Origin of the sequence: Bradyrhizobium sp. CCBAU 51745, assembly GCF_028128715.1 — a bacterium.
GTDB lineage: Bacteria > Pseudomonadota > Alphaproteobacteria > Rhizobiales > Xanthobacteraceae > Bradyrhizobium > Bradyrhizobium manausense.
Window position 1 is genome coordinate 194922 of sequence record NZ_LBJP01000087.1, and the last position, 23540, is coordinate 218461.

General features: G+C 64.4%; 16 protein-coding genes. 8 read left to right on the forward strand and 8 right to left on the reverse strand.

Annotated elements, in window-relative coordinates:
• Window positions 1-107: 107 nt before the first annotated feature.
• On the forward strand, window positions 108-707 hold the full coding sequence (gene wrbA / locus XH98_RS28850; RefSeq protein WP_271620618.1) for an NAD(P)H:quinone oxidoreductase: 600 nt from the start codon (window positions 108-110) through the stop codon (window positions 705-707).
• 119 nt (window positions 708-826) lie between these two features.
• A complete protein-coding gene (locus XH98_RS28855; protein WP_271600739.1) occupies window positions 827-961 on the forward strand; it encodes a hypothetical protein in 135 nt (44 codons plus the stop codon).
• 4 nt (window positions 962-965) lie between these two features.
• On the opposite strand, the gene XH98_RS28860 is transcribed toward XH98_RS28855, so the two are convergent.
• The 4 genes from XH98_RS28860 to XH98_RS28875 all read right to left on the reverse strand — a co-directional run bounded on the left by XH98_RS28860 (window position 966) and on the right by XH98_RS28875 (window position 5701).
• Window positions 966-1850, reverse strand: a complete 885-nt coding sequence (locus XH98_RS28860) for a protein-L-isoaspartate O-methyltransferase family protein (RefSeq protein ID WP_271600740.1) — start codon at window positions 1848-1850, stop codon at window positions 966-968.
• A 75-nt stretch (window positions 1851-1925) separates the two neighbouring features.
• Entirely contained in the window at window positions 1926-3068 is a 1143-nt protein-coding gene (locus XH98_RS28865; protein WP_271620619.1) for a GNAT family N-acetyltransferase, read from the reverse strand.
• A 152-nt stretch (window positions 3069-3220) separates the two neighbouring features.
• A complete protein-coding gene (locus tag XH98_RS28870) occupies window positions 3221-4573 on the reverse strand; it encodes an O-antigen ligase family protein (RefSeq protein WP_271620620.1) in 1353 nt (450 codons plus the stop codon).
• Window positions 4574-4633: 60 nt separating this feature from the next.
• On the reverse strand, window positions 4634-5701 hold the full coding sequence (locus XH98_RS28875; RefSeq protein WP_271620621.1) for a glycosyltransferase: 1068 nt from the start codon (window positions 5699-5701) through the stop codon (window positions 4634-4636).
• A gap of 250 nt (window positions 5702-5951) precedes the next feature.
• Here XH98_RS28875 and XH98_RS28880 point away from each other — a divergent pair, with 250 nt between their 5' ends.
• Window positions 5952-6905 (forward strand): glycosyltransferase, encoded by a 954-nt coding sequence (locus XH98_RS28880; RefSeq protein ID WP_271620646.1) that lies wholly within the window; start codon window positions 5952-5954, stop codon window positions 6903-6905.
• An 18-nt stretch (window positions 6906-6923) separates the two neighbouring features.
• Here the strand turns inward: XH98_RS28880 and XH98_RS28885 are convergent, their stop codons facing one another.
• Window positions 6924-7952, reverse strand: a complete 1029-nt coding sequence (locus tag XH98_RS28885; RefSeq protein WP_271620622.1) for a glycosyltransferase family 2 protein — start codon at window positions 7950-7952, stop codon at window positions 6924-6926.
• Between the two features lie 725 nt (window positions 7953-8677).
• Between XH98_RS28885 and XH98_RS28890 the strand changes: the two genes are divergently transcribed.
• Complete coding sequence (locus XH98_RS28890) at window positions 8678-10969, forward strand: exopolysaccharide transport family protein (RefSeq protein ID WP_271620623.1); 2292 nt, start codon at window positions 8678-8680, stop codon at window positions 10967-10969.
• Window positions 10962-11768 carry a WecB/TagA/CpsF family glycosyltransferase gene (locus XH98_RS28895; RefSeq protein ID WP_271620624.1) on the forward strand — a complete coding sequence of 269 codons (807 nt, stop codon included), beginning with the start codon at window positions 10962-10964 and terminating at the stop codon, window positions 11766-11768. Before XH98_RS28890 ends, XH98_RS28895 begins: the two co-directional genes overlap by 8 nt.
• Window positions 11769-11907: 139 nt before the next feature.
• On the opposite strand, the gene XH98_RS28900 is transcribed toward XH98_RS28895, so the two are convergent.
• Entirely contained in the window at window positions 11908-15471 is a 3564-nt protein-coding gene (locus XH98_RS28900; protein ID WP_271620625.1) for a bifunctional diguanylate cyclase/phosphodiesterase, read from the reverse strand.
• A gap of 417 nt (window positions 15472-15888) precedes the next feature.
• Between XH98_RS28900 and XH98_RS28905 the strand changes: the two genes are divergently transcribed.
• Complete coding sequence (locus tag XH98_RS28905) at window positions 15889-17256, forward strand: LLM class flavin-dependent oxidoreductase (RefSeq protein WP_271620626.1); 1368 nt, start codon at window positions 15889-15891, stop codon at window positions 17254-17256.
• Between the two features lie 15 nt (window positions 17257-17271).
• Window positions 17272-18057 (forward strand): fumarylacetoacetate hydrolase family protein, encoded by a 786-nt coding sequence (locus XH98_RS28910; protein WP_271620627.1) that lies wholly within the window; start codon window positions 17272-17274, stop codon window positions 18055-18057.
• A 115-nt stretch (window positions 18058-18172) separates the two neighbouring features.
• Here the strand turns inward: XH98_RS28910 and XH98_RS28915 are convergent, their stop codons facing one another.
• On the reverse strand, window positions 18173-18628 hold the full coding sequence (locus XH98_RS28915; protein WP_220002423.1) for an Lrp/AsnC family transcriptional regulator: 456 nt from the start codon (window positions 18626-18628) through the stop codon (window positions 18173-18175).
• Between the two features lie 150 nt (window positions 18629-18778).
• On the opposite strand from XH98_RS28915, the gene XH98_RS28920 reads away from it, so the two are divergent.
• A complete protein-coding gene (locus XH98_RS28920; RefSeq protein WP_271620628.1) occupies window positions 18779-22228 on the forward strand; it encodes an indolepyruvate ferredoxin oxidoreductase family protein in 3450 nt (1149 codons plus the stop codon).
• A 248-nt stretch (window positions 22229-22476) separates the two neighbouring features.
• On the opposite strand, the gene XH98_RS28925 is transcribed toward XH98_RS28920, so the two are convergent.
• A complete protein-coding gene (locus tag XH98_RS28925; RefSeq protein ID WP_271600751.1) occupies window positions 22477-23388 on the reverse strand; it encodes a LysR family transcriptional regulator in 912 nt (303 codons plus the stop codon).
• Window positions 23389-23540 lie beyond the last annotated feature (152 nt).

The window sequence follows — 23540 nt, forward strand, 5'->3', positions numbered from 1 at the left end:
GGCCATCCACGCGCATCAGCGAGTCACCAAGAACGTGGATGCCCGGGACAAGCCCGGGCATGACGACCTCAACAACCAATCAAACTCGTCACCCAACGGAGACCACCATGACCAAAGTTCTCGTCCTCTATTATTCCGCCTATGGCCATATCGAAGCGATGGCGAATGCCGTCGCGGAAGGCGCGCGCGAAGCCGGCGCCACCGTCGACATCAAGCGCGTGCCTGAGCTGGTGCCGGCCGAAGTCGCGAAAGCCTCGTATTACAAGGTCGATCAGGCCGCCCCCATCGCCAAGATCGAAGACCTCGCCAATTACGATGCGATCATCGTCGGCACCGGCACCCGCTTCGGCCGCATCGCCTCGCAGATGGCGAACTTCCTCGACCAGGCCGGCGGGCTCTGGGCCAAGGGCGCGCTGCACGGCAAGGTCGGTGGCGCCTTCACCGCAAGCGCGACCCAGCATGGCGGCCAGGAGACGACGCTGTTCTCGATCATCACCAACCTCCTGCATTTCGGCATGGTGATCGTCGGCATGAACTACGGCTTTGCCGGCCAGATGAAGCTCGACGAGGTCACCGGCGGCGCGCCCTATGGCGCCACCACGATCACCGGCGGCGACGGCAGCCGCCAGCCCAGCGCCAACGAGCTCGCCGGCGCGCGCTATCAGGGCCGCCAGATCGCGGAGACCGCGAAGAAGCTGCACGGTTAGGCCAGGGCTTCAATCTGCTGCATGGCAGATGCGACGCGGGCGGCATTCTCTCACGGGAATGCCGCCCCTTCTCTATGAGCGACAACGAGACGACTTCCGGACAGGACTTTGCGATAGCGATGGCTTTCGAACTTCTCTTGATTGCACAGATGATCCGCAGGCCGGCCCAGGCGCTGGCGCGCCGCTGGTATTGCCGCAGCCTGTTTCGCGCCTCGCGCGGCCGGTTTCACTGCGCCGAGTGCACCGGCTCGTAATCCGTCACGCCCGCGTGATGTCCGCGTGCGGCGGGATGCTGACATCAGGCGCAGATGCGGATGCCGTCGAAAGCCACCAGCCGTCGCCGGCGAACCAGCAGGTCTCGTCGGGCGCCTCGCCTCGCCGCAGCGACTGCACCCCCTCCCAGCCTTTTGCGAACGCTTCGGCCAGTCGCCGGCCCGCCTCCGCATCCTGAAGCCCGGCGCAGCCGATGAACTGGGCGCGGCTCAGGAATTTCGCGGGCCAGGCCGTGCCCTGCTGCGGGCGAGTGATCATCAACATGCCGCCGAGCACGCCCGCGGGCGCCAGCGGAAACACCAGCCGGCCGCCGGGCCGCAGCGCCCCCAGCCATTCCGGCGCCGGCTGCGCCGCGCCCGCACAGACGTAGATCACGTCGACATCGGGCAGATCGGAGGCAACGCCCGAGCGCGCGCGCAGCTCGACATTGGCGATGTCCTTCAGGTTCTCGCGCGCAAGCGCTGCGAGCCGTTCGTCGACCTCATAGGCGTAGACGCAACCGCCAGGCCCGGCGAGCTCGGCGAGGATCGCGGTGTAATAGCCCGTGCCCGCGCCGATCTGCAGCACCGTCTCTCCTTCCTTGACACCGCAGCCGCTGAGCCAATGCGCGTGCGCGCCGGGCATGCCGATGTTGATGCCCCGCGCCGGATCCAGCGCCAGCAGCGTGTTCTGATAGAGGAAGGCGGGATCGTCGTCGGGCGTCACGACATAGGGATGGCCGCCCAGTGTGATCGACCACGGCCCGGGCCCGGCGAAGGGTTCGCGCCTCACCTTGCGAAAGGCCTGCTCGAGGCGAGGGTCCGTGGCCCTGGCCGCGGCGCAGATCAATTGCGCAAAGAACGCGCGATATTTGTCCGAACGATCGTGCATGTCGCCTCCTGAATGAGGCGGTCACGATAGCACAATTCATGCGATATTCGAGCGACCGCTGCAACCGGCGACGGTTCAGCGCGCCTTGCCCATGGCCCGCGCGGCCAAGGCCGCAAGCCTTGGATGACGGCGCAGTCCCTGCGCGGCATGGTCGCGCAGAACAAAAGGCAGCCCGCGCCAGGACAGCGCGACGGTGACATCGGTCAATGGCAACGGCTCGGCGCCGAAGCGGCGCTTGTAGTCGTGATTGCCGATGCTGAGATCGAAGCGCCGCACGCCCTGCGCATGCAGGGCCGCCATGGTGCGCTCGGTCACGAGCAGCCCCGGCGAGCAATTCGCCCATCGCTTGCCGGCATTGCCGATTCGCAGCAAATAGAAGGTCGCGCCGTATCTGACGCCGAACGCGGTCGCGACGATGCCCTCGTCGCAGACGAGCGCCGAAATGACCGCATAGCCTTCCGCAACGCCCCGACGGGCGACATCGCGGTAGAAGCGGGAATGGGCCGCGTCGTTGAGGACGAACCGCAAGCCGATCTGCTGCATGCGCTCCTGCTGCTGGATGTCGATCACGTCCAGAAGCTGCTGCGCGCGTACGACGTCGGTCGCGATCTCGAAGCGGGCGCCGGCATGGCGGTTGAACACGCGCCAGCAGCGCGGCATCTGCATGCGCTTGATCGAGGCCTGATAGTCCGCATAGTCATCGCCGGTCAGCACGAGATTGGCGTTCAGCGAGCAGGAGCCGGAGCGGCCGAGCGACACCAGCGGGTTCGGCTTGGCACCGACATAGGACGGCATCTTCTTGAAGCGAAGCAGGTCGAAACGATCAGGCAAGGCGCGCAAGCCATCGACCAGCGCCGCACTGATCGCCTCGGCGCCGGCCGCATCGAAATTCGCATCCCCCGCAACGATCGGAGCGTTATTGTCGGAGACGCCGAGATCGGCAAACTCGACGATACGGATGCCGCGCCTAAAGTGGCTGAACATCGGCACGACAGCGATGTCCTTGGCCGTCGCCGCGTCGGTGATGACAGCGATCAGCGGCGCGACGCCTTCAAACGCCTCGTACCAGGCACCCAGCCAGTAACCATGTTGAAACGCGGTGCGATGCCCACCGTTCAGGCGCAATGCCGCCTGTTGCCAGTCGCGCAGGAACTCGACCGAGATTCCCGACGCGCTTGAGGCCCGACCGTCTAGCTGCTCGACGCTGAGAAACGCCATTTGCGGGGCATACAGTTAATGAACACGTCCAGATAGATGATGTTTTGCCGCTGACTACAAGTTACGTTGCTGCTTATCGTTAAGCGGTTACCGTCAGCCCGCGCGCATGTTTTCAGCCGCGCCGATATCCGACGCACGGCTGCGACAGATTGTCAGCGATCGGGTTCACCTTGAGCGACGCATTGGAACCTGGCCAGAAAGTGCAGCCCTGCGACCGCAAGCGCGAACATGAACCAGACCGGATTCTGCCGCTCGACCAGGAAGGTCTCGGTCGTTCCGAAGTAGAGGCCGAACAGCCAGATGGTCAGGAACAGCCTGCCCAGCGCATGGCTGCGATTGTGGGCCTGGACCTCCTGGAAATTGCGCAGCGGCGCGAGCACGAAGATGAGGATGACGAGCAAGAGGCCCGGCAGGCCGATGGTGACGGCAAGGTCGAGATAGCTGTTGTGGCTGTGCGCCGCGGTCACCGCCCATTCCGAGCCCTGGATGGTCTTCCCTTCCGCCGCGCCGTCCCAGAACGCCGCATAGCCATGACCGGTGATCGGCTTTTCCGCAACGGCTCCGAGCGCAAACTCCCAGATCTCGGAACGGCCGGTGAAGGTGGGGTCGATCGGAAGCGCCCGCGTGATGCCGCCGAGCACCGGGCTCATGACGCTGCCGACCGTCAGCAGGTTCATCACGATCAGCGGCGCGAAGCAGATGATCCGCTTCAGCCACAGGCTTCTGATGGCATAGACCACCGATGCCAGCGCATAGACCGCAAGACACAGCACCGAGGACGTCTTGCCGCCGGTGAAGATCAGAAAGATGCCGGAAAGCAGCGCGATCGCCGGCCCCATCACGAAGGAGCCCACGGCCGTCAGGTAAATGCCTGTATAGACCAGGATCGACATCACCGGCGAGGCGATGTTCTTGTGGCCGAAGCTGCCGCGCCAGTCGCCGGCAAGCTGCGGCTCGGTGATGTCGAGCGCGGTGTGGATCGAATATTGCGGGGCAAGGATGATGCCGAGATAGCATATCACCAGCAGCACCAGCGCGGCGCCGCCGAGGCACAGATCGAAGCTTCGCTGCGTCGGCGGCAGCAGCGGCAGCAGGATAGCCAGCGTGGTTGCGCTGGCCGCGAGCACGAAGCGCTGGATCGAGATCTCGCGGCTCTCGGAGAATGCGAGATTGATCATCATCCAGCCGATCAGGCAGAGATGCAGCGGCGTGACCAGGCTTCTGAGCGAGGGCGCGTCGGTCGTGAAGGTGAGCAGCACCGCGATCGCGGCCAGCAATCCGAACGAGACGTAGGTCGTCGCCAATCGTCCGCTGACGATGGCGGCGACGTCGGGGTTGCGCAGATCGGCAAACGGATCGAGCGTGATCAGGACCAGCAGCAGGCTTGCAACGGCAACAAGACAACGCGCCGTGCTCGCGACGTCGAACTTCGCCAGCGCATTGCGCAGCGCCTCGCCCAGCGAGCGGGCCTCGACGTCGGTCATGTCTGCGGCGCTGCGATTCATGCCTCAAGGCCTGCCGGGACGATGGGGGACTCCAAGGGTCTACACCGGGCTACACCGGGTCTAGCCCATCCCCGTTAACCATCCGTCAACCAGCCCGCCCGAGGCGGCAGGGACCAGGCTCTGCCGCGCGACGCTGCGCGCGATTTCGTAATATTGCAGCGCGCGCTGCTCCAGCGTCAGATTGTCCACGATGTAGCCGCGCGGATCGAATTTTCCCGCGGTGCAGCCCGCCCAGAAATCGGTCCAGCGCTCCTCGAAGCCGGCGTGGTCGGTGAACTTGAGCCCGCAGCGATCATCCCAATAGGGCACCGACGAGACGGGCGCGAACTGGACGCGGTGCGGGTAATAGTCGGGATCCCGCCACGGACCGCCGGGATCCCAGGCAAACACCGGCACGCCGCAGGACAGCGCCTGCTGATAGGCAATGCCCTGGCTCTCGTTCTGGCACAGGAAGATCATCGCGCGCGAGCGTGCCAGCGCGGACCGGTAGTCCTCCTCCTTGTAGCTGCCGTAACGCAGCTCGGTGAAGGAGCGGCCTTCCCTCGTCAGCCTTGCGCGAACCGGCTCGAGCAGCTCCGGCACGTGCCGCTCGCGATCCAGGCTGAGCTTGTCGTAGATCAGGACGTCGACGGTCTTGTCGCGCGGGCGCGACGGCGCCCAGTGATCCGTGTCGATGCCGACGGGCCAGGCTTCCGTCTCAGGCCAATGCGGCCGGTACATCTCGGCATACCACGGACCGGGCACCAGGAATTTCCTGACTGGAAGCCGCCTGAACAGGTCAGGATCGTCGAACGGATGGTTATAGGCACAAACGCCAAGCAGGATCGGGTTCTTCCACGCAAACTTGTCGAGCAGGAAGGCGCGACCGATGATGCAGGCGACTTCTTCCTGATGTTGCGCGATGTAGCCGTAGTCGTTGACGCGATAGCGGATGCCGAGCCGGTCGAGCCCGGCGCAGAGATTGAGGAACACGCGCAGCTGCCCGCTCATGCGCGGCTCACCAAACAGCATCTTGCGCGCCATGCGACGCAGATGGCGGTCGCCGGGAAACCAGCGATCGTCCTTGTCCTCGTAGAACAGGTTGAGGATCATGTCGTCAGGATCGTAGTCGAACGTCTTTGCGGGCACTTTCATCCATCCGCGGCATCAAGGGCTGTAGTGTCGCACGAGACCGGCTGTCGCACCTGTCGAAATCAGCGACAGACTTAACGCCCTGGGTTTAACGCTAATCTACGAAACCGGTGATTTGGGCCGCGTCCGCAACACCGATTTGGTTCTTATCCGGGTATCATCTGCGCACGCCAGGACCGCGGCTGCAGGCCGCCTGGTTAACAGATCCTTAAACACGACGAGCCCCCGCTTGCCTCTCGCCGATGCCATGCTCGATGCAGCGACCACAGCCTCGGTGGCGGCGGACGCGCGCGCGACGTCGCCTGCCGTGTCGGTTGTCATCCCGGCGAAGAATGCCGCAGCCTATATCGGCGAAGCCATCGAGAGCGCGCTCATGCAGGGCGGCGTCGGCGAGATCATCGTCGTCGACGACGGCTCCACCGACGGCACCGACGCAATCGTCCGCGCCATCCGCGAGCCGCGGCTGCGCCTGATGCGGAACGACGCCAGCGGCGTGTCGGCCGCACGCAACCTCGGTGCCCGCAACGCGCGCGGGGACTGGCTGCTCTTCCTCGATGCGGATGATCGCCTGCGGCCCGACGCGGTCAAGACATTGCTGGCGACGGCCAGGACCGCGCCGCAGGCGGTTCTGGTCTATGGCGACTACAACACCATCGACAGCGCCGGGCGAACGATCGGCCGCCGCGATCTCTTGAAGGGACGGCTCAAGCCCTCGGGCAATGTGCTGGAACGGCTCGCCGGCGGCAATTTCATCGTCAACGGCGGCATCATGCTGATTCGCGCAGATGCCTTCCGCACCAGCGGCGGCTTCGACGTTTCACTGCGCTATTGCGAGGACTGGCACTGCTGGTGCCGGCTCGCCGCAACGGGCGAATTCGCCTATGTGCCCAAGCTTCTGCTCGATTATCGGCTGCACACGGCCAATACGATGCATGCGGCAGCGCGGACGCCGCAGGATTTCTTCCCGGCGGTGGCGCGCGTGTTCGGTGACGAGCTCATCCTGGGCAAGCTGCCATCGGGCGCGGCTGCGCGGCTGCGGCAGGCGGCCGAGATCCATCTCGTCACCTATGCCGCGACGCAGGCGGTCCGCTTCGGGCGATATCGCGAGGCGCTTGCCTATCTCGGCATGGTCGGGCAGCGATCGCTCAAGGCGATGCCGCGGTCCGCGATCAAGATCGCGCTTTCCTGGCTTGGGATCTAGCGTCTCTGCGCCAACCCGTCAGGAGACGGTGTTCGAGGCCTGATAGGGCTTCGGATCGTAACCGAAAGCCGCGAGCGTGGACCCGACGGCCACCATCATGGGGTGCATCGCGACGACCGCTTTCGATGACGTCAGCAAGCGGAGCGAGCGGACCAGAGACAGCGGCAGCCGTCCGAGCGTCTGCGCAAACAGGCGCGCCCGTGCCGACGCACCGTGCGCGGCCTTGGATCGCACACGATAGTTGATGACCCCGATGCGCAGGCCTCGCCTGGCGATCCAGCCGAAGTCAGTGCGGCTTTGCGGCACGGTCTCGGTGATGACGGCTTCCGCGGTCCAGTGGAAGATCATGCCGGCATTGCGGCCGCGATAGAAGAAGTCGCAATCGCCGCCGCCGAGAAAATTGAACTGCAGATCGAAGGCGGGGCTGCCGAGCCGGTCGAACGCAGCGCGCGTGATCAGGCAATTGCCGCAGCCATAGATCATCGGCACAGCACCGGTGTAATCGTAGGCAGGGCAGAACGCGGGATGACGCGCGAGCCAGGGCTGGCTGTCATCGTCAAACGCGGGCAGCACCGGTCCGCCGACAATGTCGGCACCGGTCGCCTCCGCCGTGCGAACCATCAGCTCGAGCCAATCGGGCGAAGCGATCTCGTCGTCGTCGATCATCAGGAAGCGGGTCGCGGCGGGAAACACCGCCTGCGCCGTCTCGAACGCGGCGTTGATCGCCCGGCAATTGCCCTGCCGCTTCTCGACCAGACAGATGCCCTGGAGTTTGCCTGACACGAGGTATTCCGCAGCCACCGGCGCGCTCGCGCGTGCTGCCGCATCGTTCTCAACCATGACCACCGCGAATGAGCGCGGGGTGCGCTGGTTGACCAGCGAATCCAGCGTCAGCCGCAGATGTTCAGGTCGGCGGAAACAGGGAATGCAGACGACGATGCCGACCGAGAGGTCGATAACGCGCGAACTCGTCGCGATCTCCCTGAAGGGATCGCGCACCGCGTCTGAGATCCGGCTGGCGGACAAATCTGTCGGGATCAGCGTCATTGCGTTCTCAATGCCTGAGATATGTTGAGAAAGCCCTGCCTCCACTGTCCCGCGACGGCACGGCCGCACGGGACAGATGCGTCCCAATATGAGCGGCCTGCCCGCGTGATCAAATTGCACCGCGACGGCGATGTCGCGTCAGTGAGGCGTCCTGTCATGCGCTTGACCGCTTCGCGTGCTTTTTCCTGCAAATTCCGTCGCGCCTCACACTGCAATTCGCGGTCCATCACGCGCCAGCGGCGCAGGCATGAACGATGCCGTAGTTAACGCGGGGTCTGATTAACCCAGCTGTAAGCACCGCGATCGGTGATGCCCCGCGGCACCGGATTTGCTCTTCGAGGTCGCGAGATTTTTCCTGTAAATTTAAGTCGAACAAGCGCGGTTGGAAACAATGGGCAGGTCAGCAACGATCGATCTCGCGACGGCGACGCTGCCGAAGCTCGAAGCCTTCGACGGCGCCGCCGTGCTGCCGATGTGCGCGCCGCCGGGCACGCATGGTAACGAACCGTTAATCACTGGAGGGCTGGCGGCACCGAGGCGGCCCAACGACGCGGCAAGAGGCGGCGTGCCCTTAAACGCTTTGTTTGCCATTTCGGTGAATAGTCCCTCAATGAGTATGGTTAATTTTCCCTGTTGCGTTGATTGGGCACCTATATCCCCGGTGCGAGGCGTAAAGCGAAGAGTAACCCCTCAGCCCGCGACCGTTGCAATGAAAGCTGGGGACTATGCTTGACTACAACCAGCCGATCGATCGGGCCAAAAATCCGACCGCGTCGGAAGCCTCGCGGCGGAGATCCGGGTCCAGCTTCAACGTGCTGGAGCTCGCCAGCCTGCTGTGGCGGCGCAGGATCGCGATTGCCTCCGCGGCACTGATCGGCGCGTGCCTCGCCGTCGTCGTCGGCAAGAGCTTGGCACCCCGCTACACCGCGACCGCGCAGCTCTATGTCGATCCCCGCGAGCTTCAACTGGTCGATCGCGAGCTGACGCCGCGCGCGCAGGACGTCTCCGGCATGTCCATGCTGGTGGAGAGCCAGGCGCGCCTCATCACCTCCAACAGCGTTCTGCTGCAGGTGATCCAGCAGGCAGGTCTCGACAAGGATCCGGAATTCGGCGGCAGCGACGGCAAGACCCTGGCTGCCTCCTTGCTCGGCCTGGTCGGCCTCCAGCCCCGCACGCCTTCCGCTGCGGAAGCCAAGGAGGTGCAGCTCGCCGCGCTCGACGCGCTGAACAAGCACATCACGATCCGCAAGACCGAAAAGAGCTTTATCGTCGACATCGAGGTCTGGTCGACCGATCCGGCGAAGGCGGCGATGCTGGCCAACACCCTGACCAGCACCTACCTCACGGAATCCCGCAACTCCCAGGCCCTGGCGGCGCGGCGCGCCACCAGCGAATTGTCGGGCCGGCTGAAGGAGCTGCGCGAGCGGCTGCGCAATGCCGAGACCGCGCTTGCCAACTACAAGGCCCAGAACAATTTCGTCGGCACCCAGGATTCGCTGATCTCCGATCAGCAACTCTCCTCCAGCAACCAGCGCCTGTCCGCGGCCCGCGCAGCGACGATGGACGCCCAAGCGCGGTTGGACCAGATCGAGGCCAACAAGCGGACCGCCGCGGATGCGGGCGCAATCCCCGAAGCGCTGCAATCGCCGACCATCGCCAATTTGCGCGCGCAATATGCCGACGCCCGCAAGAAATATGCGGAGCAGACCGCCGAACTCGGCCCGCGCCACCCGGCGCTGCGGCAGACCGAGAAGCAGGTCGAGGATCTCAAGCGCACCATCAACGAAGAGATCGATCGCTTCGCACTGTCCGCCAAGAACGACCTGACCCGCGCCCGCGATTACGAAGCCTCGCTCAACCGTGCGCTGGAGGTGCAGAAGCGACAGAGCGTGCAGCTGAGCCAGGCGGCGGTGCGCCTGCGCGAGCTCGAGCGCGAAGCCGACGCCAGCCGCGATGTCTACCAGTCATTTCTCAAGCGCTCGCGCGAGACCGAGGAACAGGAAACCCTGAACACCTCGGCGGCGCGCGTCATCGGCGAAGCCACGATACCGCAACGCCGCTCGTTCCCGCCGGGCATGACCCTGTTCGCAATGATCGGCTTCGGCTTCGGCGCGCTCGCCGCCATCTTCTGGTTCGTCGCGGCCGAGCATCTGTTCAATGGCACGACCGCCCCCGAACCGAGCCGCCGCGAACGCAAGCCTGCGCCCGAAATCGCGATGCCTGAGGCCGAAGCCACCGCGCCTCTGCCTGCGCTCGCGCTGGTCGAGAAGCCGCTGATTGCCCGGCTCCAGGAGGCAGACGTGATCCGCACGCTCGGCGCCATTCTCGCAACCGGCAGCGGCGTCGACCTGACCCGAATCGGCTGGCCGACACTCCGGCCCGGATTTCCGTTGACGACGCTGCTCAACGCGCTGCGCGACATGCGTGCGGCGATGGCGCGCCGCGCCGGCAGCAAGACGATGCCCGTGATTGCGCTGGTCGGGGCCGGCCAGACCCCGGAGCGCAGCGTGACCACGTTGAACTTCGCGCTCGCGGCCGCGCGCGACGGCAGCCGCGTGCTGATGATCGATGCCGACCATCAATCACACGCGCTCTCGAACAGGATCAAACGCCCAGGCAAGACCGAAACCGGCAAGGTGGGCTGGTTCTCGATCGGCAGCAAGGCCGCGCGCGAGATCAAGACCGTGAACGGCATCTCGGTGCTGCCGGCGACCGAGACCGATGCCGGCAAGGCCACTGAGTCGATCCGCAAGGCAATCGCGCAGGCGCGCGCGGCCGGCGGTTATGACCTCGTCATTCTCGACGGCCCCGCGATGCCGCTCTCGGCCGCCGGCCGCAAGCTGCTCGATGGCGCTGACGCGCTGGTGGCGGTGCTGCCGACCAGCCACGACATCAACGACAGCATGGAAGAGATCCTGACCGCGCTCGGCGCCGCCCAGCGCAAGCTTGTCGGCGTCGTGCTCGACGAGCTCACCCCGGCAACCCAAACGCTCCAGCGAGGCAAACAATATGCTTGAGCGCCGCGTCAATCTCGAAGGTCGGGCCGCAACCGCCGACGTGCCCCGGATCACTGTCGGTGGCCTGCGCATGGCTGCGCTCGACCTGGAAGCCACCGCCGACTTCATGATCGCTGCGACCGATCAACGTCACCGCATCAACCGGCCGCTGTACCTGACCTCCGCCAATGGCGAGGTGCTGGCGCGCTGCTCGACGGAGCCGCAGATCGAACGTCTGTTCCGCGCCGCCGATCTGATCAATGCCGACGGCCAGCCGCTGGTGGCGGCCTCGAAGCTGCAGTCCTGGTTTCCATTGCCGGAGCGCGTTGCCACGACCGACCTGTTCCATGTCGTCGCGCGCAAGGCGGAGGTGACCGGTCGCACCTTCTACATGTTCGGCGCCAGCGAGGAGGAGAACGCCGCGGCCGTCAGGCGCGTCCAGAACATGTATTCGAGGCTCGAAATCGTCGGATACAGCCATGGCTATCTCCATGGCGAGGCGCTGCGGGCCAAGGTCGACGAGATCAACGCGCTGGCGCCCGACTTCCTGTGGGTGGCGCTCGGCGTCCCCAACGAGCAGGCTTTTGTCGAGGAATACACGCCGCGGCTGACCAATGTCGGCGTCATCAAGACGTCAGGCGGCCTCTTCAACTTCCTGTCGGGCAGCCGCTCCCGCGCGCCGCGATGGATGCAGAGGGTCGGGCTTGAATGGGCCTGGCGCACCTGGCTCGAGCCGCGCCGTCTGTTCTGGCGCTATCTGACCACCAATCCCCGCGCGATCTATCTTCTCTTCAGCCGCAACCGGCCGATCAATCGCTGAGACCTAAAGCGCGATGTGATCAGGATGAATCACAATCGCGCTTTTAGGTTATTGTTTGAGCATGATCTTTTCGAAAAACCGCTGCACGCTTTTCCGGATCATGTTGTAGCGCATCCGCCTCGATTGCGTTGCGCAGCCGTCAGACGATTGCGCGTTTCAACACCGGTCCAGCCTCGTCCACGGCCAAGTCCGTCTCCGGCTGGAGCGGCGGCGCGATCGGCAGCTCGATCGGCCGCAGCAGCTCGGCCACCTGCTTCGCCGGCAACGGCCTGGAGATCAGGAAGCCCTGCATCTCGTCGCAGCCATGGGTGCGCAGGAACGCCTCCTGCTCGGCATTCTCGACGCCCTCGGCGACCACCGTCATGCCGAGCGCCTTGCCCATGCTGATGATGGCCTGCGCGATCGCCTGGTCCTCCGAATCCTGCGGCAGGTCGCGCACGAAGGAACGGTCGATCTTGATCGTGTCGATCGGGAAATGCTTCATCAGCGACATCGACGAATAGCCGGTGCCGAAATCGTCGATTGCCAAGCGGATGCCGCGGCTCTGGATCGCATCGAGCACCTTCAGCGCACGCCCGACATTGCGCATCATCATGCTCTCGGTGACCTCGAGCTGGAGCAGCACCGGCGACATGCCGGAGGCCGCCAGCGCCTCGTCGACGTCCTGCAACAGATGCTCGTCGGCGAACTGCCGCGGCGACAGGTTCACCGCCATCGACAACGGCAGCAGGCCGCGGCGCTGCCAGGCCATCGCCTGCGCGCAGGCTTCGTTCAGCACCCAGCGGCCGATCGGCACGATCAGGCCGGTTTCTTCCGCGAGCGGGATGAACTGCGCCGGCGAGACGTTGCCGAGATCGGGGTGGTTCCAGCGGAGCAGCGCTTCCACGCCGGTGATCTGCCCCGTCTCCATGTCGACCTTGGGCTGGTAGTTCAGCGAGAACTGCTCCCGTTCGAGCGCCCGGCGCAACGCGCTTTCGAGCGACAAACGTTCGATCGACTGCGTCTTTACTTCCTTGGAGAAGAGGCGATAGCCGTTCTTGCCGTCTTCCTTGGCGAGGTACATCGCCATGTCGGCGTTCTTGGTCAACGTCTGTGCATCGGCGCCGTTGGCCGGATACATCGCGATGCCGATCGACGCCGTGGTGTGGCATTCGTGACCGGCGAGCTCCATCGGCTCGGCGAGTGCGGCGAGCAGCCCGGCGGCGATGCGTTGGACATCGTCGATCTCGCCGCACTGATCGAGGATCACCACGAACTCGTCACCGCCGAGGCGCGCCACAACGTCGCTGGCCCGTAGCGCGCCGCGCAAGCGATTTGCCACCTCGAGCAGGAGCAAATCGCCGGCCTCGTGCCCGAGCGAGTCGTTGATGACCTTGAAGCGATCGAGATCGATAAACAGCACTGCGAAGCGGTGATCATGGCGCTGCGCGTTGTCGATTGCTTCGCGCAGCAGCCCGTTGAAGGTCTCGCGGTTCGGCAGATCGGTCAGGCTGTCATGCGAGGCGAGGTATTCGATCCGCTCGTCGGCTTTGTTCTTCTCGTCGGCGCGATCGAAATTCTCCATCGCGAAAGAGACGTTGTCGGCGAGACGCTGCAGCAACTCGACGAACTCGGATGTGAAGGTGTCCTGTTCCGTCGACATGTAGATCATGACGCCAACGGCCTTGTCGTGCGTGATCAGCGGAAATGCCGCGCCGGAGCGCGCGCCGTCGATCCGGACGACAGCATGGAAGGCGCTGACGCGGCTGTCGTTGACGTAGTCGTTAACGATGCAAGGCTGGCGGGTGCGGAACGCCGTTCCGCTCATGCCACGGCCTTCGGGCCGGTCGGCGTCGACGGAGAGACGGACGTTGCGGGTGGTCTCGGCGGAAGGTCCCGCGCTTGCGACGATCGCGAGCTGATCGCTGTCGGCACTGGCGACCGCAATGGTCGTCGAGGTAAACTTGCCGCCGGTGGACGCGGCCCGGCAGACGAGCTCGAACAGCTCAGTACGAGACTTGGCGCGCACAATCGCTTCATTGGTGGCGCTGAGCGCCGCGAACATGCGCGTCAGGCGCTCCTTCTGCGCTTCGGCCCGCGCACGTTCGTCGGCCCGATCGAAATTGTCGAGCGCAAAGGCGACATTGGCCTGCAGCCGCTGCAGCAGTTCGACAAATTCCGGCGTGAAGGTGCCGCGCTCCGGCGAGTTGAACACGAATACGCCCTCGATACGGTCGCCGTTGAACAGCGGCAACGCCGCGGCTGATCCGATGCCGTGGCGGCGGGCATTGTCCGCCCAGGGCTTGATCCGGTCGTCGGACAGCACGTCGTTGCTGATGCAGGGCTGACGGGTACGGAAAGCCGTTCCAGTCAACCCGCGGCCTTCGGGCACCTGATCCGAGGTCGAAAATCTGAAGTTGCGAACCGCATCTGCGTTCGGACCGTAACAGGCGGCGACGCGGAGCAGCTCGGCCTGGTGATCGACCAGCGCGATGGCGGCCGAGGTGAATTTGGCGCCTTTGGCAGTTGCTTCACAAACGAGATCGAACAGCTCGGCACGCGAATGGGCGCGCAGGATCGCCTCGTTGGTCGCGCTCAGCGCCGCATACATGCGCGCCAGGCGTTCCTCCTCCTCGGCGATCCGGGCCTTCTCGGCCTCGCGGTCGAAATTGTCGATCGCAAAGCAGACATTCTCGGCGATGCGCAGCATCAGCCCGACGACTTCGCCGTCGGCGGCCCAGGACTGGCTGAGGAAGGCCAGGATGACGCCGATGCTTTGGCCGCGCTTGACCAGCGGCGCCGCGACAAGCGCGGCGACGCCGGTGTTGACGTTGGGCTGATCCCACGGCGTTCCCTTGGTGCGACGCGCGAGATCGCGCTCGACAATGGGCTTCTGTGTTCGAAACACTTCGCCGGAAATGCCGCGGCCGTAGGGATTGTCGGGATCGGTAGAGTAAAGTGTCTGCGCCGCGATCTCCAGATTCTCGCCGGTGCCGGCGACGGGCTTCAACCAGTGCGAATCCGGTTCCTTCAACAGAACGAACGTCGCCAGTGACTTGCCGCCGTGCACGGAGGCGTCGCAGACGAGCTGATACAGCTCCTGCTCGTTCTTTGCACGAAGGATGGCTTCATTGGTCGCGCTGAGTGCGCCGAACATGCGGTTGAGCCGCCGCGTCGTCCGCTCGCTGGCCTGCCGCGCGGCCTCGCGCGCAAAATTCTCCAGCGCGTAGGAAATGTTGGTCGACATGCGCTCGAACAGCGACACCATCTGCTCGTTCAGCGAGTTGGCCTCGCTGCGGGTCACGTACAGCACACCAACGCTGCTGCCGTTACACAGAAGCGGTAGCGCCGCCGCGGCGCCGATATTCGCTTTGGTCGCGCCTTCACGCCATGCCAGCGAGCGCGGATCGTTCAGATAGTCGTTGCTGATGCAGAGCTTCTGGGTGCGAAACGCCTCGCCGCCGACACCCAAGCCCTCGGGCGCGCCGGCTTCGGTGGTGATCTTGAGCGCGCGCAGGCGAGCCACGTCGTCGCCACGCCCGGCAGCGAAACGCAGGTGCTGGCCCTCCGGCTCCACCAGGAACACCGCGACGGCCATGAAGTCTCCGCTGGAAAACCCGGCGTCGCAGACCCTCTGGTACAGCTCCTCCGGCGATTTCGCGTAGAGGATCGCTTCGTTAATGGCGCTCAGCGCCGCAAAGGTGCGCGCGAGTGACGTCGACACGATCTCAACTCCCGGGCATTTCTGCCGATTTTTCCCGGGTACCTTATGAATAGGGATCGCCTAAGTGGTCGTTATTGCGGCAGGGAAACCGCCAATCAGGGTGAACGAGCAGCGAATGATAGCTGAAAAATGTCCGGGAATACCGCCGCGCGGCAGGAGCCTTCGACCAAAGGCGCGCTCTGTCTACGAATTTGCAGCCCTGTATTGGTTTACGGGAGATTGATATCGCAGCTCCGCTTTGAGACGATGGCACCCAACAACAGGTCCGTTAAGGGCACGAAAGCCGAGGGAACGCCATGCCGATCGTCAAGGCCGACCGCCTCACGCGCGTCAGCGCGGCGCTGCTCCGAGCGGCCGGCGCCTCCGAGGACTTCCTTATCGCCCTCGATCTGTCCTGACACATCCGGAGACAGCAGCATGGACAGGCAGATGGTGCTGGTTGGCTTCCTTCAGGCGCAGAACTGCACGAACTTGCCGAGTTCGTGGCGGCATCCGGACTCGCGCAGCGACTTCATGTCGGCGGACTATTACCAGGAGATCGCGAAAATTCTCGAAGCCGGCAAATTCCACATGGCCTTCTTCGACGATCGTCTCGCCATGCCGGACCGCTACGGCAACGACCACGCCCATACCGTCGAATACGGCATCCGCTGCGTGAAGATGGATCCGATTGTCGTGCTGACCACGATGGGCATGGTGACCGACAAGCTCGGCCTAGGGGCGACCTGCTCGACCACCTATTACGAGCCGTTCGACGTCGCGCGCCGCTTTGCCACGCTCGATCTGATGTCGGGCGGGCGCGCGGGCTGGAACGTCGTGACCTCGCTCAACGACGGCGAGGCGCTCAATATGGGACGGGACTCCCATCCGGAACATGATTCCCGCTACGACAAGGCCGACGAATTCATGGAGGTCGTGCTCGGCCATTGGGACACATGGGAGGACGGCGCGCTCATCATGGACAAAAAGACCGGCCGCTTTGCCGATCCGACCAAGGTGAAGCGGCTCGATCACAAGGGCGCGGCCTTCAAGTCCCGCGGGCCGTTCACCGTGCCGCGCTCACAGCAGGGCCATCCTGTCATCATCCAGGCCGGCGCATCCGGCCGCGGCCAGCGCTTTGCCGGACGCTGGGGCGAGGTCATCTTCACCGCCGCGCGCAATCTCCAGGGCGCCAAGGACGGTTACGCCGCCGTGCGCAACGAGGCCGCCAAGGCCGGCCGCGATCCTGATCAGATGTTCCTCTGCAATCTGACCACCCCGGTCTGCGCTGCGACCAAGGCGGAGGCCGAAGACAAGATGGCGCTGATCAACAAGCTGCCGCTCGAGATCGACGCGCTGTCGCTGCTATCCGAAGCGCTCAATTACGATTTTGCTTCCAAGCATCTCGACGAACCGCTGACGACGGACGACCTCAGGAGCATGCAGGGCATTCTGGGCATCCGCGACGGCGTGCTGAAGGCTTCGGGCAAGAGCAATCCGAGCGCGCGCGACTTTGTCACCTTCTCCGGCCGCGGCCACGTGCATGACGCCATGGTCGGCGGCCCCAAGGAGATCGCGGACAGACTGGAAGAAATGTTCGTCGAGCGCGGCTGCGACGGCTTTGTCATCGCGGCCACTTATGTGCCCGGCTCCTATGCCGATTTCGTGCAGCATGTCGTACCGGAGCTGCAGCGGCGCGGCCTGTTCCAGAAGGACTATCGCGGCAAGACGCTGCGGGAGAATCTCGGCTTGGCGCGCCCGGCCGCCGGTGCCTGGAAAGTGCAGCCGCACGATGCCGCGGAATAACAACAAGGACAGAACATGCGCTGGCTGAAATTCACCGCCTCCGGCAAGACCTCCTGGGGCGTGGTCGAAGGCGATCAAGTGATCGCGGTCGACGGCGATCCCCTCAGTGAATGGCAGCGCACGTCGCGCACGCATCCGCTGTCGCAGGTGAAGATCGAGCTGCCGCTGATCCCCCGCACCTTCTACTGCGTCGGGCTGAATTATCTGAAGCACCTCAAGGAAGCCGCCGACAAGGCCGGTACGGTGCCGGCCGTGCCTGATCGCCCCGAGATCGGCTACCGCGCCCAGAATGCGCTGATCGCGCATGACGAGGATGTCGTGATCCCGTCGCTTGCGACGGAGAAGATCCATTACGAGGGCGAGCTCGTGGTCGTCATCGGCAAGAAGGTGAAGCACCTCACCGAAGCGAACGCGATGGAGTGCGTGTTCGGCTACACCATCGGCAACGACGTCAGCGAACGTTCATGGCAGAAGGCCGATCGCAGCCTGTGGCGCTCGAAGAATGCCGACACGTTCAAGCCGATGGGTCCCTGGATCGAGACCGAGGCTGACCTTGCCAAGATGGAGACGATCGTGCGCGTCAATGGCAAGGAGACCAACCGCTTCGCGACGAACGACATGATCTTTGGCGTGGTGCCGTTCCTGGTCGAGCTGACGAAGTATTTCACCCTGTGGCCGGGTGATGTGATCTGGATGGGCACCGATGGCGCGTCACCTGACATCAAGCACGGCGATGTCGTGGAGATCGACATCACCGGTGTCGGGACGTTGCGGAACAGGTTTGTGCGGGAAGGAAAGTAAACGACACTGCCGTAGGGTGGGCAAAGGCGCTCTTGCGCCGTGCCCACCATCTTTCTCCACCATGAAATAACGTGGGCACGCTTCGCTTTGCCCACCCTACGGCGCCTCCCGTGTCTCAAAACGGCAGCGCGACGCTGGTCTTGATCTCCTTCAGCACCACATTGCTGCGGACGTAGCGGATGCCGGGGATGCGGAACATGAACTCGTCGAGAAAACGATTGTAGGCCGCCATGTCCTGCACGACGACGCGCAGGTGATAATCGGCATCACCGGTGGTCGCAAAACACTCCAGCACCTCGCGGCGCGTGGTGACGCGCGAGACGAACTCGTCGACGAATTTGGCGTCGTGCCGCTCCAGCGAAACATGGAGGATGGCCGACATCGCAAAGCCCGCCTGCTCGCGCGCGATGAGAGCGGCATAACCGCGGATGACGCCGCTGTCCTCGAGCGCGCGCACCCGGCGCCAGCAGGCCGAGGTCGACATGCCGACCTCGTCGGCGAGCTGCTGGTTGGTGGCGCGACCGTCCTTCTGGAGGTGAGCGAGAATCCTGATGTCCTGGTCTTCGATCATTGATGGCCTCAAATTGATAAAATATACCACATTTTTGCGGAATTAGCAAAAATCTACCGATATAGTAGCTTAACTGGGAAAAATAGGTAAGACCTACCAGTCCCCCGGGCCTAACCTTCGCTATCGGCAGGATGCCGCGCGAGGTCCACCATGGACGCCATTCCGTCACTTGATGCCTACGAGCTCTCCGACCGCTACGATCGCGAGGAGGGCCGGGTCTTCCTCACGGGCACGCAGGCCATTGTCCGCATCGCGCTCGATCAGGTGCGACGCGACCGGGCGGCGGGGCTCAACACCGCCGGCTTCATCTCCGGCTATCGCGGCTCGCCGCTCGGCGGCATCGATCTCGAACTCTGGCGCATCCAGCAGCGGCTTGAGAAAGACCGCATCGAATTCCTCCCCGCGGTGAACGAGGACCTCGCGGCGACCGCGGTGCTCGGCTCGCAACAGGTGGAGACGCAAGGAGAGCGCGAGGTCGATGGCGTATTCGGGCTGTGGTACGGCAAGGGCCCCGGCGTCGACCGCTCTGGTGACGCGCTCAAGCACGGCAACGCCTACGGCTCCTCGCCGCATGGCGGCGTGCTGGTCGTCGCCGGCGACGATCATGGCTGCGTATCGTCCTCGATGCCGCACCAGTCCGACGTCGCCTTCATGAGCTGGTTCATGCCGACGCTGCACCCCGCAAGCGTCGACGAATATCTTGAATTCGGCGAATATGGCTATGCGCTGAGCCGCTTCTCCGGCATGTGGGTCGGCTTCAAGGCGATCTCGGAGATCGTGGAGTCAGGCGCCTCCGTCGCGCTGCGCCCGCCGCGGCTTTTTCGCACACCCGACTTCATGCCGCCGCCTGATGGACTGCACTATCGCTGGCCCGATCTGCCGGGCCCGCAAATCGAGGAGCGGCTGGAGGCGAAGAAACACGCGGTGTACGCCTTCGCAAAAGCCAATCCGATCGATCGCCACATCTACGACATTCCAAACGCCACCTACGGCATCGTCACCACAGGCAAGGCGCATCTCGACCTGATGGAGGCGCTGCGGCTGATGGGCCTCGACGAGGCGGCCTGCCGCAGCATCGGCATCGACATCTACAAGGTCGGCATGGTCTGGCCGCTGGCGCTGCACGACGCCATGGATTTCGTGAAGGGCAAGCGCGAGATCCTCGTGGTCGAGGAGAAGCGCGGCATCATCGAGAGCCAGTTCAAGGAATATTTTTACGACTATCCCGGCGCCAAGCCCGAGCGCATGGTCGGCAAGCATGACGAAAACGGCGCACGACTGATCTCCTGGATCGGCGAGCTGTCACCACGCGCACTGGCTGGCGTGCTCGCCCGCCGGCTCGATCCGATGTTTCCAGGGCTCAATCTTGCCGCGCGTGCGGCCGCCCTGATGCCGGAAGCTGCGCGCACGATCAACGTCTTGGGCGCAACACGTACGCCGTATTTCTGCTCGGGATGCCCGCACAACACCTCGACAAAAGTGCCCGAGGGCTCAAAGGCGCTGGCCGGCATCGGCTGCCATTTCATGGCGAGCTGGATGGACCGCGAGACCTCGTCGCTGATCCAGATGGGCGGCGAGGGCGTGAACTGGGCGGCGTCGTCGCGATTTACCGGCCACAAGCACGTGTTCCAGAATCTCGGCGAGGGCACCTATTACCACTCCGGCTCGATGGCGATCCGTCAGGCGATCGCTGCGAAAGCCAACATCACCTACAAGATCCTGTTCAACGACGCCGTCGCCATGACCGGCGGCCAGCCGGTCGACGGCCCCGTCAGCGTCCAGGCGATCGCGCATAGCGTCCGCGCCGAGGGTGTGACGCGCATCGCGCTGGTGTCGGACGATCCCGCGCAGTTCTCGCCGGCCAACCTACCTGATGGCGCCACCATCCATCCGCGCGAGGAGATGGACGCGGTGCAGCGCGAGCTGCGCGAGGTCTCCGGCGTCTCGGTGCTGATCTACCAGCAGACCTGCGCCACCGAGAAACGGCGGCGGCGCAAGCGCGGGCAGATGGCCGATCCCAAGCGCTTCGCCTATATCAACGATCTCGTCTGCGAGGGCTGCGGCGACTGCTCGGTCGAGTCCAACTGCCTCAGCGTCGAGCCGAGAGAGACCCCGTTCGGCCGCAAGCGACAGATCAACCTGTCCGCCTGCAACAAGGACTTTTCCTGCCTCAACGGCTTCTGCCCGAGTTTTGTCACGGTCGAAGGCGCGACGCGGCGGAAGAAGAGCGCCAGCCAGATCGACGCGATCGGCCGCGCCGCCATGCTTCCCGTCCCCTCTTCCACGACACTAGACCGGCCTTACGACCTGCTCGTGACCGGTGTCGGCGGCACCGGCGTGATCACGGTCGGCGCGCTGATCGGCATGGCCGCTCATCTCGAGCGTCGCGGCGTCTCGGTGCTGGACTTCACCGGCTTTGCCCAGAAATTCGGTCCCGTGCTGAGCTACATCCGCCTGGCCGCAAGCCCTGAGGCGCTGCATCAGGTCCGTATCGACCAGGGTGCAGCCGACGCGCTGATCGGCTGCGACCTTGTGGTCAGCTCTTCGCCAAAGGCCTCCGGCACCTATCGCCGCGGCACGCGCGCGGCGATCAACACTGCAGAGATGCCGACAGGCGACGTCGTCCGCTTCCGCGACGCCGATCTCGCCTCGCCTGCGCGCCTGCGCGCAATCCGGCAGGTCATCGGCAACGACAATGTCGACAGCATCGATGCCAATGCGCTCGCCGAGCGCCTGCTCGGCGATGCCGTTTACGCCAATATCATCATGCTGGGCTTTGCCTGGCAGCGCGGACTGGTGCCGGTCTCGCTATCGGCGCTGCTGCGGGCGATCGAACTCAATGGTGTCGCGATCGAGCGCAACAAGCAGGCCTTTGCGTGGGGCAGGATCGCTGCCGCCGATCCGGGCTTCCTGCCGCAGACGAACGAAGCACCGAAGGCCGAGACGCTCGACCAGATCATCCGCAGACGCTCCGATTTCCTCACGGCCTACCAGGATGACGCCTACGCGGCGCACTACCGGGCGCTGGTCGGAAAAGTCCGCGAGGCCGAAGCCGGGCTCAACAGCGAGGCGCTGACCGAAGCCGTCGCGCGCGCCCTGTTCAAGCTCATGGCCTACAAGGACGAATATGAGGTCGCGCGTCTGCACATGCAAAGCGGCTTCCTCGATGAGCTGAAGCGCGAATTCGAAGACGGCTTCAGCGTGCAGTATCACCTCGCGCCGCCATTTCTGCCGTCCGGTCACGACGCGCGCGGCCGCCCGCGCAAGCGCGCTTTCGGCCAGTGGATCCAGCTGCCGCTCGCGGTCTTGGCGCGGCTCAAGGCGCTGCGCGGAACGCCGTTCGATCCGTTCGGCTATGCGGCCGAGCGGCGAACCGAGCGCGAGCTGATTGCCTGGTACGAGAGCATCATCGCGCAAATGCTCGGCAAGCTCGACGCAGCGCATCTGCCCGATCTCATCGCCATTGCCAAAGCGCCGATGGAGATCCGCGGTTATGGGCCGGTGAAAGACATCGCCATCGCGAAAGTGAAGCCCGAGGTCGAGCAGCTGCTTGCGCGTTTGGCCACATCTTCGCCGCCGAAGATCCGCGCCACCGGCTGACGCTCTTGTAGGGTGGGCAAAGCGCAAGCGTGCCCACCATTTCCATCAATCGGAAAAGATCGTAGGCGCGGCGCAAGGGCGCCTTTGCCCGCCCTACGGCACTTCTCCGGCAAAGATCCGCGCCGCCGGTTGACGCTCTTGTAGGGTGGGCAAAGCGCAAGCGTGCCCACCACCTCCATCTGTCGGAAGAGATCGTGGGCACGGCGCAAGGGCGCCTTTGCCCACCCTACGGCACTGATGTCTGCGTCTTACGAATACGGATTGATCAGCTTCTGCTGCTCGGCGCTGTGATGCACCAGCATGTCGATGAAGGTCCTGACCTTCGCCGACAGATGATGGCGATGCGGATAGACCGCGTTCATCGACAGCTCGACGGTCCGGTATTCCGGCAACAGGCGCACGAGGCGGCCTGCTTCAAGGTCGTCCTGAATGAGAAAACCGGCCATCAGGCAGACGGCGGCACCTCCCAGTGCGACCTTCCGCAGCGCTTCTCCGCTGTTGGTGACGAAGCTGCCTGAAATGCGCACCGACGCCGGTGCACCCTTGCGATCGAGGAAGCGCCACTCGTCGCCAAACGGATAGTTCAGGTGACGACCGCAATTATGCGCGGTGAGCTCGTCGAGCTTCCTCACCCGGCCGTGCTTCTCAATGTAATCGTGGGAACAGCACAGCACGTGACGCCAGGTGGCGAGGCTCCGCACGATCAGGCTCGAATCCGGCGGCGGGATCATGCGCAGCGCGACGTCGTAGCCTTCCTCGATGAGATCGACGTCGGCTTCGCCCATGCGTAGATCGACCTTGAGCTCCGGATAGGCCGACAGCAGCTTCGCCACCACCGGCGCCACGAATGGCACCATATGGGTGGCGACGTGGATGCGCAGCGTGCCGCGCGGCACCGACTGCAATTCGCCGGCGATGTCGTCGGCCTGTTCGATATCGGCGAGGATCTGGACGCAGCGGTCGTAATAGGCCTTGCCGATTTCGGTCAGGTTGACCTTGCGCGTGGTGCGGTGAAGCAGCCTCACCCCGAGCCGCTCCTCCAGCGCCTGGACGTGATTGCTCACCATGGTGGTCGACATGTTGAGCTTGCGGGCTGCTGCGGAGAAACCGCCGGTCTCTGCCACCCGGCTGAACACTTCAATGCTGGTCAATCGGTCCATGGCACCACCTCGGCAGCAATCGCGCGACAGGAACGGCAATCGCTCTGGGGCAGTCGCGAGCCTCACCCGATAGAGATCAGGCACCAAGCCGGCGGCCCCGATTATCCACCCTGAATGGATAATCCTTCCAGAATTTTGCCAATTATCACTTG